11 protein-coding genes are annotated in these 12,917 nt (G+C 40.9%); 10 read left to right on the forward strand and 1 reads right to left on the reverse strand.

The features are described 5' to 3' along the window. Positions 1-45 precede the first annotated feature (45 nt). From HWV03_RS06975 to HWV03_RS07020, 10 genes are all read left to right on the forward strand, one after another. Positions 46-396: a hypothetical protein gene (locus HWV03_RS06975; protein ID WP_211679064.1), complete on the forward strand. Its 351-nt coding sequence runs from the start codon at positions 46-48 to the stop codon at positions 394-396. 328 nt (positions 397-724) lie between these two features. Beyond that, positions 725-2,200 (forward strand): PepSY-associated TM helix domain-containing protein, encoded by a 1,476-nt coding sequence (locus HWV03_RS06980; protein WP_211679065.1) that lies wholly within the window; start codon positions 725-727, stop codon positions 2,198-2,200. Between the two features lie 484 nt (positions 2,201-2,684). Next, positions 2,685-3,290, forward strand: coding sequence for a transcriptional regulator BetI (gene betI, locus HWV03_RS06985; protein WP_211679066.1), 606 nt, complete (start codon positions 2,685-2,687; stop codon positions 3,288-3,290). Next, positions 3,281-4,744 (forward strand): betaine-aldehyde dehydrogenase, encoded by a 1,464-nt coding sequence (gene betB / locus HWV03_RS06990; RefSeq protein ID WP_211679067.1) that lies wholly within the window; start codon positions 3,281-3,283, stop codon positions 4,742-4,744. Before betI ends, betB begins: the two co-directional genes overlap by 10 nt. 9 nt (positions 4,745-4,753) lie before the next feature. After that, positions 4,754-6,445 carry a choline dehydrogenase gene (gene betA, locus HWV03_RS06995; RefSeq protein ID WP_211679068.1) on the forward strand — a complete coding sequence of 564 codons (1,692 nt, stop codon included), beginning with the start codon at positions 4,754-4,756 and terminating at the stop codon, positions 6,443-6,445. Positions 6,446-6,758: 313 nt separating this feature from the next. Next, entirely contained in the window at positions 6,759-7,976 is a 1,218-nt protein-coding gene (locus HWV03_RS07000) for a BCCT family transporter (protein ID WP_211680065.1), read from the forward strand. Positions 7,977-8,147: 171 nt separating this feature from the next. Then, entirely contained in the window at positions 8,148-8,624 is a 477-nt protein-coding gene (locus tag HWV03_RS07005) for a MarR family winged helix-turn-helix transcriptional regulator (protein WP_211674672.1), read from the forward strand. 164 nt (positions 8,625-8,788) lie between these two features. Next, entirely contained in the window at positions 8,789-9,793 is a 1,005-nt protein-coding gene (locus HWV03_RS07010; RefSeq protein WP_211679069.1) for an ABC transporter substrate-binding protein, read from the forward strand. 109 nt (positions 9,794-9,902) lie between these two features. Then, positions 9,903-10,793 (forward strand): ABC transporter permease, encoded by an 891-nt coding sequence (locus tag HWV03_RS07015; RefSeq protein WP_211679070.1) that lies wholly within the window; start codon positions 9,903-9,905, stop codon positions 10,791-10,793. 1 nt (position 10,794) lies between these two features. Continuing rightward, on the forward strand, positions 10,795-12,030 hold the full coding sequence (locus HWV03_RS07020; protein ID WP_211679071.1) for a quaternary amine ABC transporter ATP-binding protein: 1,236 nt from the start codon (positions 10,795-10,797) through the stop codon (positions 12,028-12,030). Positions 12,031-12,125: 95 nt separating this feature from the next. Here the strand turns inward: HWV03_RS07020 and HWV03_RS07025 are convergent, their stop codons facing one another. Then, positions 12,126-12,782, reverse strand: coding sequence for a hypothetical protein (locus HWV03_RS07025; protein WP_211679072.1), 657 nt, complete (start codon positions 12,780-12,782; stop codon positions 12,126-12,128). Positions 12,783-12,917: the final 135 nt, after the last annotated feature.

Genomic DNA, 12,917 nt, shown 5'->3' on the forward strand with positions numbered 1-12,917 from the left:
TGTTACAGATTTATGTACAATTCATACAAATCTATAGAGTATCGTATGAAATACAGTTCTTATTTTAAAAAATCAATGTTGCTTGCTAGCCTGCTTAGTTGGGTTTTAGTCACGCTTATGCCAGTGATTAATGCCAATAATAGCGTTGGTGTGTGGGCGACGTTGTGTACCGTTAATGGACTGGAACTGGTTCAGATCGAAGAAGGTAAACCCCAAATCCATAAGGGAAAACCTTGCCCATTCAGCCATTTTTCTTCTTTTCATGATCTTGAGCTATTAACTGTACCTGTATTGGCTCGTGTTAGTATTTCAATTCAAGAGCATTATTCGTTTTTAGCGCATAACGTGCGTTATCAATGGCAAATTCCTCGCGCACCGCCTGCAGCCCTTTCGTAACTTAAATTATCACTGTACTACTCACTGTAATAGTACACAGAAATCACGTTATCAATATACCGTTAAACCTTTGCGTTTAAACGGTGATTAATGACGAAAAAATTTAGCTATACCAATTGCATTAAATAAGTGATCAATTATTCCGCCGGAAAAATTGACAATAACAAGACGTTAATTGCCGTAACTAGTTATTCTAATTGCAAAATTAACAACGCAGTTAGTGGCAGTTTTAACCAGAAATAATGATCATCTATTTATTGTGATTGGTATTAATATGGATGACCGTCGTTAGCTCGATAGGGATTTTGTAGAAAGGAAAATACAAAGAATGTCGAAAATTAATCCGCCTGTAGATAACACTTTATCTAACAGAGAGACACTTGCACGCTCAAAATCACGTTACTTCTTAACTTGGCGCTGGCATTTTTATGCTGGGCTATTTGTGATCCCGTTTATGTTGATGCTGAGTCTAACGGGTTTAGTGATGTTGTTTGATGACGAAATTGAATTTAGTCGTTATCAATCAGCGCTAGAAGTAACACCTGAGAAAGATATTGTCGCAACCTCACAACAAATGGCAAGCGTAATAGCTGCTTACCCGAATGCAATGGTAACTCAGTTTATACCAGCTAAAAGTAGTGATCTTGCGAACCGTTTCTCAATTATGCTTGAATCAGGTCAGACGCTGTTTGTTACCGTTAACCCTTATAACGGAGAGGTTCTAGGTACGATAGATCGTAGCGATAGTTGGTATGAGTTGGCGAATGATATACACGGTACTCTATTACTAGGGGATTGGGGTGATTATCTCATTGAAATTGCAGCAAGTTTAGGCGTGATCTTATTAGTGACGGGCGTTTATTTGTGGTTACCACGAGACAAGGCCAGTAAGGCTGGTTTTCTTAAAATAAGAATGGCAAGTGGACCACGTATTTTAATGCGTGACCTACACGCAAATATTGGTGGCTTATTGTCTTTTATATTGTTGTTTTTCTTTGTTTCAGGTCTTGCGTGGGCAAGTATTTGGGGCGGTAAATTCGTGCAAGCGTGGAGTAGTTTCCCAGCAGAAAAGTGGGATAATGTGCCATTGTCTACACAAAATCACGCGTCAATGAATCACGGCAGTGAAGAAGAAATTCCGTGGAATTTAGAGCAAACACTGATGCCTGAATCACATGATCATGCTGCGATGTTAGCAGCAGGGTCGGGTGCTATGCAGCATGATACAAAGATGGATCATGGCATGAACATGTACTCAGAGGTAAAACTTGGTGTCGATCAAATATTAGCGCAAGCTAAAACGCTTGGATTTACCCTGTTTAAGCTTAACCTTCCTCGCAGTGAGACGGGGGTTTATACGCTAGCAGCGAATACCATGAGCGGGGATATTACGGATCCTAGATTAGATAGAACAACACATATCGATCAGTATTCAGGTCGAGTCTTAGCGGATGTAACGTGGAACGAATACAACCTAATGGGCAAGTTTATGGCTGCAGGTATCGCACTACATAAGGGTGATGTTAGTGAGGTGAATAAAATCGTTAATGTATTCTTTTGTTTAGCATTTATCTTTATTGCGATATCCGGTGCTGTAATGTGGTGGATCCGTCGTCCTGTGGGGAAGAAGGTACTTGGTGCGCCACCACGATTTGAACATGAGGGGGTTTGGAAAGTGGGCTTAATCACTATCGTTGTATTATCGTTTATGTTACCAATGGCTGGTGGCACTATAGCCTTCGTATTGTTAGTTGATTGGCTTGTTTTTAGTCGTGTGAATAAATTAAACCTAGCGTTGAATTAGCTTTTTAACGCTAGAGTGATACTGATTTAAAATAAAGATAGACCTGCTTTAAAGCAGGCTTATCTTGTTTTAATTCCTCAATGTTATATGCCCAAAAGTTAAACGCTAAGCCGTATAAAGTATATTTCCTTTCTAAATAAAATTGACCTATCGATATAGGTGTTAGTACTTTGTTGAATTAAGTCTAATACTTACATTTCTAATGATTATGGTTGAAACTATTAATTTATTTACGACTATTTTACGACTAATTAACTGTAATTTAACGGCGTGGTAATACTCTTTCAAAACAGTGGCTTAGTCTATTGTTTCTCGCGGAATTATGTGAGTGTTATTTTATTTTAACTATGCTAACGACAAATTTTAGGGTTGATAGTTACAGCTCTAACTATTATAGTTATTGTTAATTGAACGTTCAATTAACAACTTTTAACAACAGTTAAGCATTGAATTATCAACAACCAAACATGGATGGTTACTTTTTATGCCCAGACCAGTAATGAAAACGGTAAGGCAACAGCAGCTGATTGACGCGACGTTAATCTCTGTTGAACGCCATGGTTTACACCACACAACAATTAATACCATTAGTGGTTTAGCTGGACTGTCATCTGGCCTTATTAGCCATTATTTTGGTGGTAAGCAAGGTCTCATTGAAGCAACCCTCAAATATCTACTCGATGAACTAAAACAAGCATTATTAAGCCGCATTTTAGGTAAAAACTTATCCGCAGAAGAACGCTTGTCGATGATTGTCGAGTCTAATTTTACTGAATTTCAACGTTCAACCGCAGCGACTAAAACCTGGTTAAGTTTTTGGTCTCAAGCTGTCCACGATCCTGGATTAGCCAGACTGCAACACATCAACAGCCAGCGTTTGTATAGCAACCTCGCATTTTCATTTAAACAATTAATGCCTGAGGATGTCGCGATCCATTCTGCGAAACAAACTGCAGCGATGATTGATGGTTTTTGGTTGCGCAGTGCCTTGAGCAGTTGTCCTGAAAAAGAATTCGAACAAGCCCAAATTTTATGTAAAGCCTTTATCGAGGCTGTGATCATGCAGCACGGAGAAAATAAATGTCGTTAGTTACTTATAAAAATTATGTCCACGGACAGTCTCTCTCCAATGACTCAGGTGAAACCTTTGAAGTCATTAATCCGGCTAACGGAGAAGTAAGTTATTTAGTTGAAGTTGCTGATGCGAGTATTCAGCAAGCGACAATTGAAAGTGCAAAAATTGGTTTCGCTACCTGGTCTAAAATGACGCCGATAGAGCGTAACCGTATTTTATTAAAAGCAGTGACCTTGTTACGTGAACGTAATGACGAACTTGCTGTTATCGAAGTGCAAGACACAGGCAAACCTTGGCAAGAAGCCTCTGTCGTTGATGTTGTCACAGGTGCCGATTCAATTGAATTTTTTGCTGGTATTGCACCAAGCATTGAAGGTAATCAACAACAGGTCGGTGATGATTTTTATTATACCCGCCGTGAACCATTAGGTATTTGTGCAGGCATTGGTGCGTGGAATTACCCGCTACAGATCGCGTGTTGGAAATCAGCACCTGCGCTTGCTTGCGGTAATGTCATGATCTTTAAACCATCAGAAGAGACACCACGTGGCGCAATCAAGTTAGCTGAGATATTTACTGAAGCGGGCGTACCCGATGGCGTGTTCAACGTTGTTCAAGGTGACGGTCGTGTTGGTGCTTGGCTAACAACACATGACGAGATTGCTAAAGTATCGTTTACTGGTGAAGTCGGTACTGGCAAAAAAGTGATGGCTGCCGCAGCGGGCTCACTGAAAGAAGTCACAATGGAACTAGGTGGTAAATCACCGCTAATCATCTTTGATGACGCTGACATTGATAATGCGGTATCGGCGGCGATGCTAGCGAACTTTTATACTCAAGGTGAAGTGTGTACCAACGGTACACGTGTATTTGTGCAAGACGCCATTTACCCACGCTTTATCGAAAAACTACGTGAGCGTACCGAGAACAACATAATCTGTGGTGATCCTATGGACCCAGAGACTAACTTTGGTGCGTTGATCTCGAAAGAGCATCAAGACAAAGTATTGAATTTTATTGAGATAGGTAAATCAGAAGGTGCTGAACTTCTTACCGGTGGTCATGCTCTGCAACCAGAGAATGCGCCGAATGGTTACTTTGTTGCGCCAACCGTTTTCACTCAGTGCACTGATGAAATGACATTAAGTAAAGAAGAGATCTTTGGCCCTGTTATGTCAGTGTTCACATTTGCAGATGAAGATGAAGTCGTTCGCCGTGCTAATGATACCCGCTTAGGTTTAGCCGCGGGTGTGTTCACTCAAGACATTACCCGTGCTCACCGTGTTATTCATCAAATGCAAGCCGGTATCTGTTGGATCAATGCGTACGGCGCGTCACCTGCTGAAATGCCTGTTGGCGGCTATAAGATGTCTGGTATTGGCCGTGAAAACGGTAGCGAAACGTTAAAAGCGTATACCCAGATTAAAGCTGTGTATGTTGGTATGCAACGACTCGAAAGTCCATTTTAGGGAGCCTATATGACTCAATCACAGGGATTGTATGATTACATTATTGTTGGCGCGGGTAGTGCTGGTTGTGTTTTAGCCAACCGATTATCAGCAGATCCAGCCAACAAGGTACTGCTATTAGAAACAGGTGGCAGTGACAAGAGTATTTTTATTCAAATGCCAACTGCATTATCTATTCCTATGAATAGCGAGAAGTATGCGTGGCAGTTTGAAACTCAAGCTGAACCGCATTTGGATAATCGCCGTATGCATTGCCCTCGTGGCAAAGTATTAGGTGGATCATCTTCTATTAACGGTATGGTCTACGTACGTGGTCATGCTCGCGATTTTGATGAGTGGCACCAAAGCGGGGCAAAAAATTGGAATTACGCCAATTGCTTACCTTACTTTAAAAAGGCTGAAAGTTGGGCGTTTGGCGGCGATGACTATCGTGGTGACAGTGGTCCCCTTGCTGTGAATAACGGCAACAACATGAAAAACCCTTTGTACAAAGCCTTTGTTGATGCTGGTATTGATGCCGGTTATATGGCAACCAATGACTACAATGGTAAGCAGCAAGAGGGTTTTGGCCCTATGCACATGACTATCAAAAAGGGTGTGCGTTGGTCGACAGCAAATGCGTATTTAAGACCTGCAATGCAACGCAGTAATTTAACGGTTATTACCCATGCTTTGGTACACAAGGTATTGTTTGAAGGTAAACAAGCAATAGGGTTAGAGTTTGAACGTAAAGGCAAGCTAACCAGACTGCATTGTAACAAAGAAGTGATTCTTTCGGCTGGCTCGATTGGTTCTCCGCATATCCTGCAATTATCCGGTATCGGTAAAGCAAGCACACTTGCAGAAGCCGGTATTGAGCAAGTACATGAATTGCCGGGAGTCGGCGAGAATTTACAAGATCATCTCGAATTTTATTTCCAATTCAAGTGTCTTAAACCGATTTCGTTGAATGGCAAATTAGACCCATTAAATAAGCTGTATATTGGTGCGCGTTGGTTCTTTGATAAGTCAGGTTTAGGGGCAACGAATCACTTTGAATCTTGTGGTTTTATTCGATCTAAACCCGGACTAGAATGGCCTGATTTACAATACCATTTCTTACCTGCTGCAATGCGTTACGACGGTAAAGAAGCGTTTGCTGGGCATGGTTTTCAGGTGCATGTGGGTCATAACAAACCGAAGAGCCGTGGCTTTGTAAAAGTCGTGTCTAATGATGTGCATGTTGCGCCGCATATTCAGTTTAACTATCTTTCTCATGCCGAGGATATTGAAGGTTTTAGGGCTTGTGTACGCTTAACACGTGAAATTATTGGTCAACCAGGGTTGGATGAATTCCGTGGTGAAGAGATCCAACCGGGAATCGATATTCAAACGGATGAAGAGATCGACCGTTTTGTGAGAAGCTCGGTAGAAAGTGCTTACCATCCTTCTTGTACGTGCAAGATGGGTGAAGACACTATGGCTGTCGTTGATTCAGAAACCAGAGTTCATGGTATTGAAGGATTGAGGGTGGTTGATTCATCTATTTTCCCAACGATACCCAATGGCAACCTTAACTCACCGACTATCATGTTGGCAGAGCGCGCTGCAGATCTGATCTTGGGCAATACACTGCTCAAAGCAGACGTGAGCAGTGTTACTGTGGCGCCAAAATGGCAGAGTACACAACGCTTACAGGCGCCAAAACGCCAGCCTGTTTAGCGACTACATTGTTAAGGACTGCATTGTTATGACCATTAGTTGTGACAACTCAGTGCTTAACCATAGGTATCTGACCAGCCTAAGCCACTCTGGCTAAATGGTCTTTAATGCCAAACTCAATTCATCAGGGCTTAAATATCGGAAATTCGATATTTAAGGTTTGAGGGTGCATGCAATCATGATTTTTATTATAGTCTTAATGCTTTATTACAGACTTAATTAGATTGCAGACTCAAACGTTGAGCTAGGCTACTTAAAACATAAGAAAGGATTAAATTTATGTTTTATACAAAATTTACATGGAGTTTAAATGATGACTACTTGGCTTAGCATAGGTATTATATTTACCTTTGTTGCAATTGCATTTGTGATTTTTCGTTGGGGCAATGTGCGGTGTGTGGGTGTTACGCCTGTACGTACATTTACCTTTATCGCTATTCTATTTACTTCCGGTCTGGACGTGGGACTTATCATGTTTCCGCTGACCGAGTTTGCTGGTTATGCAAACCTTGCGGCAAGTCCTGAATACAGCTTTAGTAATCCTTTAGCGATTGAATTTGGTTTCTGGGCATTTCTGATCTGGGCATTTTACTTTTTAACTTGTTTCTATTTTTGTGTCATTGAACCAAGAGTTAAATTCTTCGAGATCCCATTAATTAAATTCATCAATAACCTCATCATTATAGGTACTTGTGCCTTTACTGCTTACTTATTACTGACCAATTTACCTTGGTATTTACCTGAATTAGGTGATGGCGAAACGATAGTGGGTAGTTTCTATCTAATTGTTTTTGTTGTCATTGCTGCGGCTGTTTACTCAAGTACTAGTATTCGTTATGTACGTATATTGAGTTTAGCGAGTACCTGGTTATTTTTAGGTCTGATTGTCATGATGTGGGCTGGCGCGTTCTTATCTGAAGAATCAAGCGTGAGTGAATTTACAACAACTTTTGCGTTGATTAGCGATTACTTTGGTAATATACATCAATTTGTTTTACCGATGAATGATTACCATGAATTTTACTTATTCTGGTGGTTCTCTTGGAGCATCATGATTGGTCAATTCACTTCCCGCTTTGTTGGTGGTATGAAAACTTATCAAGTACTGATTGCAATGATGGTCTTCCCGTCTATTCCAATCGCAGTATGGTTCTCGGTACTTTACTACTACAGCGTGAATGAGATCGCGACAACAGGCTTCTATAACCTTGCGATGGTATTAGTGGGCATCACCTTTGTGATTAACTCGCTGGATTCATTAGTACGACTTTATACTGATAATTTAAATTTAACAGTAGAACGTTTAGGTAAGGCTAAATACATTATTGGTAATCTTGTATTAATGAGTGCTTTGACGTTATTGTTCAAACTGGATTTCTTACAGATTCAGTGGGTTGGCGCATTAGCAATCGCACTGATCATCGGCTGTTTTGGTTATATTATGGCGAATAAATCCAAGCAGGTTGCAGCGATTGAACGTTCACCTGAAGAAAATGAAATTGACTTTAATAAAATTGAGTTAGTGAACTAGCATACTCACCACGCTCGTTTTAATATGTTAATTAGTTCGATAGTGGTTAGGAATACAACAAAAGCAAAATAACGTATAAGCGTTATTTTGCTTTTTTCACATTTGCAGTATGAGTCTGGTGCTAATTTCTGTTATTGTTTCGAAAAATGAGGGGCGAATTATGGAAGGGTTATGGAAAAGTACGAAGAATTATTAGTATCACTGCGTCAAGTGATCAGAGCCATTGATATACATTCTCGCCAGCTGAATAAACAGTCTGGTTTAACAGGTCCTCAGCTCATGGTGATGCAAAATATTGCCATGCTTGATGCGCCATTGGCGAAAGACATTGCGAAAGAGATAGCCTTAAGTGCTGCGACAGTCACGACGATTATTGACAGACTTGAGAGTCGGGCGTTGGTGATTCGGAAGCGAAGTGAAACCGATAAACGTAAAGTGCATCTGTCGCTGAGTGAATCAGGTAAATTATTACTGAGTAGTTCACCCAAGCCGCTTCAAGACCATTTCATCAAACGTTATCAAAATCTTGAAGAGTGGGAACAAAGTCAGCTATTGTCAGCTGTCGAACGGATTGCCTCAATGATGGATGCAGAAAAATTAGATGCTGCGCCAGTATTATTTGTTGGTCAAATTCAGGCGGAAGAGTAACTCTTTTACTTAACTGATTTTATGACGTTTTTACCTGTTTCTAGTATTAATCACCGTGAGATTTTTTAACCATGTTAACGGTTTTTAGTACTTATTTAAGCTTTTAGTCGCGATTTCCTGTAGTGTTAGTAGTACTTCATTACAATAATAAGGATATTATTCATATGCGGAAGACTTTCGCTACCTCACTACTTCTTGCTTGTTCATCTCTTTCTACCTTCGCTAATGCAAGTGAATGTGGCAGTGTTACCATTGCTGACATGAGCTGGAATTCAGCAACAATCATCGCTAATATTGATCGCTTTATTTTAGAGCATGGTTTTGGGTGTGATGCCGAACTCGTACCTGGCGATACAATGGCAACCGGAACAGCTATGATCGAAAAAGGTCAGCCTGATATTGCACCTGAATTTTGGAGTAATTCCATGAAATCAGCCCTTGATAAAGGTGTTGAAGAAGGGCGAATTCGTTATGCTGGAGCCACACTGACAGATGGTGGTGAAGAAGGTTTTTGGGTTCCTGCTTATATGGTCGAAAAAGACCCGAGTTTAGCAACGATTGCAGGCATTAAAGCCAACGCAAAACTATTCAAGCACCCTGAAGACCCGGATAAATCTGCATTTATGATTTGTCCATCAGGTTGGAATTGTCAAATTACAACAACGAATCTATACGAGGCACTGGATCTTGCCGATGACGGGTTCGATTTAATTGATCCAGGTTCTGGTGCAGGCTTATCTGGCTCTATTGCTAAAGCCTATGAGCGTAAAGAAGCTTGGTTTGGCTATTATTGGGCGCCGACAGCTGTATTGGGTAAATACGATATGGTTAAGGTTGATTTTGGTTCAGGCATAGATGAAAAACATTTTAAAGAGTGCATTACTCAAGACGATTGTTTAGAACCTAAAGTAACTATGTTCCCACCTTCAGCTGTGGATACTGTCGTGACTGAAACATTTGCGGCAAGAGCACCTGAAGCACTGGCTTACCTTACAGCCCGCTCATTCAAGAATGCTCAGATGAATGAGCTACTTGCTTGGATGGAAGATGAGCAAGCTGATGGCGAATACAGTGTTGAGCACTTCTTAACAAACTATGAAGATACTTGGTCACAGTGGGTTGATTCAGCTACCGCGAAGAAAATTAAGAAAGCAGTCTCAGAACTATAGCCTTTCACTATACCCAAAGCACTTCAGTTAGCTGATTGTGCTCCTTGAAGTAGCTTGGGTATATATAGCCCGACTTATTCGGGCTTTTTCATTTTAGGAAATAAATAATATGTCAGACAGTTCATGGCTTTCGGAAATACCGCAGCTAGATCGTCGCCAATTACTTGATATTAGAAAGACATTGGACGGCGCTTATCGCAGCTTTTCGCGTGAATACGGTGATAGTATCGAAGCGTTTTTTGATCCCTTACTTAGTTTTCTTATTTGGTTCGAAAAATTATTACTTGGCAGCCCTTGGTGGCTCGTTATTGCTGTATTAGCTGTTTTTGCTTATATGGCAAGTCGTTCTTGGAAATTAACCTTAGGTGTCGTCTTAGCCTTCTTCCTCATCGGATTCTTTGGAATGTGGGACAATACCATGCGAACCATGAGTATTATTCTGGTCTCTACCTCACTCGCGGTGCTTATTGGTATTCCTATCGGGATCTCGATGGCTCGCTCTGATCGTGTTCAGTCCGTCGTCACACCTATCTTAGATATTATGCAAACAATGCCAGCCTTTGTGTATTTGATCCCTGTGGTGATGTTATTAGGTATCGGTAAAATCCCAGGTGTTATCGCTGTTATTATTTACGCTGTGCCGCCTGTCATTCGCTTAACGAACTTAGGTATCCGTCTTGTAGACAAAGAAGTGCTAGAGGCGGCAACTGCTTATGGTGCTAGTCCTATGCAGCGTTTATTTGGTGTGCAGTTACCACTGGCAATGCCTAATATCATGGCCGGTATTAATCAGACTATTATGATGGCGCTCGCTATGGTTGTGATTGCTTCTATGATTGGCGTAAAAGGTTTAGGTCAACCTGTATTAAAGGCTATCACCAACCAATATTTCACACTTGGTTTATTGAATGGCTTAGCCATTGTTGTTCTCGCCATTATTTTTGATCGGATTTCGCAAGGTTACGCAAAACGTACGTTACAAAATTTTGGAGGGCAGTAAGATGAGTTCGAATGATAAGAAAAGCCCGTTAATTCGTATTAAGAATTTATACAAAATTTTTGGTAAAAATGAGAAAAAGGTGCTCGAGCTAGTCAAAGCGGGTAAATCAAAAGATGCTATTTTAGCTGAAACGGGTCATACCGTTGGTTTGTCGGATATTAACCTAGATATTTATCCGGGAGAAATATTCGTTATCATGGGGTTGTCTGGTTCGGGTAAATCAACCTTGATCCGCCATTTTAACCGCTTAATTGAACCTACTGCCGGGGAAATAGAAATCGCGGGTAGTGATGTCATGCAATTGAAGAGCAAAGACCTGCAAGATTTTCGTCGTAATAAAATGTCGATGGTATTTCAACGTTTTGGATTAATGCCGCACCGTACCGTGTTAGACAATATTGGTTATGGCTTGCAAGTGCAGGGCGTCAAGAAAGCTGAACGAAAGAAAAGTGCAACGCAGTGGTTGGAAACTGTGGGCTTGGATGGTTATGCCAATCAATACCCAAGACAGCTGTCTGGAGGTCAACAGCAACGCGTCGGTTTAGCACGTGCTTTGTGTACCGATGCCGATATTCTGTTAATGGATGAAGCATTTTCAGCATTGGATCCTTTGATCCGTAGCGAAATGCAAGACCAGTTGATTGAGCTGCAGGAAAAGTTACATAAAACCATTGTCTTTATTACCCATGATCTTGATGAAGCATTACGACTGGGTGATCGCATTGCTATTTTGCGTGATGGGGTATTAGTACAACAAGGAACACCTGTTGATATTTTACTTAACCCGGTTGATGATTATGTTGAAGCCTTTGTCAAAGATGTAAATCGCGCGCGCGCATTGACGGTGGAAACGGTAATGCAACCGCAAATTTTCCGTATTTCGGCCGAGACAATCGGTGAAGCTGTATTGCAAATGCGTAAGTCAAAACAAGATTATGGTTATGTTGTTAACGAGGATGGCTATCAAGGCGTGATTACACAAGGTACCTTGGATAATGTTGAAAAAAGCGATTACAGCAATGTTCTTGATGCGTCTTTATTGGAAGCTGTGCCAGCCGTGCAAAGTGATGCGTTGTTGGAAACTGTAATTCCTGAAATGTTGGATAATCAATTGCCACTGCCGGTGTTAAATGTGGATGGTGATGTTGAGGGGCATTTGTGTCGTTCTACACTTGCCGAAGTATTAAGTGATCAGCCGAGTGTGGAAAAGGATAAAGATAAAGTCACTCACGCTTAATTATCGTATTTAAGTGAGCTTATGCAATGATGAATGCCTATTACAGCAGGTCGGAGGTAATAGGCATTAATTACGAATTATGTTAAGGAACGTGATTAAGCGTCTTCGGGTTTATCTAATAGTTCGGCAATAATTTTGTTCATTTCGATCGGCATTTGCGCCAGAATCGCATCTTGAGATAATGTCAGATCTTTTTCGATATAAGATACGATTTTACGTGTTTCCATATCCATGACGCCACCGAAAGCGGTCACGTTAGTCATCATCGGGATGTTCATACCGCCTGATGAATCCACATGTAGCACAACAACATATTTGAAGTTGTAGTCTTTGTTCGTCAATACGCCAGACGCTTTTAACTTATTGGTCAGTGTTTTCATTTTCTTATCAAGTTCAATCGCATATTTCTCTGCGGAACCTGTCATTTCTAGTTTATCTAGGTTTGCTTGGCGACGCATGTTTTCGCCAAGTGTCCATGATAAATTACCAACAACACTATAAAGCTGTTGACCAGAGATTACCGATGCACCGTATTCAGATACTGCACCTGAAGAGATAGCTAAACCAACTTCAGCACTATCCCCTGGAACGCCATGCAGGCTAATTGGGAAAATAAATGCAGGTGCACTCGCTGTCACTTCAAGGGGAAATTCTTGGTCTGCATTACGTTTTACTGATGAAGAGCTGCAGCCTGCAACAGAGAGGGCGATAACGCCTGACAATAATAGTGAGTAGATAGATTTTGCTTTCATTTTATTACATCCTTGTTTTATGAGTTATCTCGTTAATAGCATACAAAAGTACTATTAATTAATTGCAATTTCACTTTAATAACAAGCTATTACCTTGAAACTGGTGAGCTACTTTAGCCCATGATTTTATAGAAC

The sequence above is a fragment of the Moritella sp. 36 genome (genome assembly GCF_018219415.1).
In the GTDB taxonomy this organism is placed as follows: domain Bacteria; phylum Pseudomonadota; class Gammaproteobacteria; order Enterobacterales; family Moritellaceae; genus Moritella.

What these genes read in the sequence shown, in the direction of transcription:
- HWV03_RS06975 (WP_211679064.1), top strand. Translation starts at nt 46, where the DNA reads ATGAAATACAGTTCTTATTTTAAAAAATCAATGTTGCTTGCTAGCCTG.
- HWV03_RS06980 (WP_211679065.1), top strand. Translation starts at nt 725, where the DNA reads ATGTCGAAAATTAATCCGCCTGTAGATAACACTTTATCTAACAGAGAG.
- betI (WP_211679066.1), top strand. Translation starts at nt 2,685, where the DNA reads ATGCCCAGACCAGTAATGAAAACGGTAAGGCAACAGCAGCTGATTGAC.
- betB (WP_211679067.1), top strand. Translation starts at nt 3,281, where the DNA reads ATGTCGTTAGTTACTTATAAAAATTATGTCCACGGACAGTCTCTCTCC.
- betA (WP_211679068.1), top strand. Translation starts at nt 4,754, where the DNA reads ATGACTCAATCACAGGGATTGTATGATTACATTATTGTTGGCGCGGGT.
- HWV03_RS07000 (WP_211680065.1), top strand. Translation starts at nt 6,759, where the DNA reads ATGACTACTTGGCTTAGCATAGGTATTATATTTACCTTTGTTGCAATT.
- HWV03_RS07005 (WP_211674672.1), top strand. Translation starts at nt 8,148, where the DNA reads ATGGAAAAGTACGAAGAATTATTAGTATCACTGCGTCAAGTGATCAGA.
- HWV03_RS07010 (WP_211679069.1), top strand. Translation starts at nt 8,789, where the DNA reads ATGCGGAAGACTTTCGCTACCTCACTACTTCTTGCTTGTTCATCTCTT.
- HWV03_RS07015 (WP_211679070.1), top strand. Translation starts at nt 9,903, where the DNA reads ATGTCAGACAGTTCATGGCTTTCGGAAATACCGCAGCTAGATCGTCGC.
- HWV03_RS07020 (WP_211679071.1), top strand. Translation starts at nt 10,795, where the DNA reads ATGAGTTCGAATGATAAGAAAAGCCCGTTAATTCGTATTAAGAATTTA.
- HWV03_RS07025 (WP_211679072.1), bottom strand. Translation starts at nt 12,782, where the DNA reads ATGAAAGCAAAATCTATCTACTCACTATTATTGTCAGGCGTTATCGCC.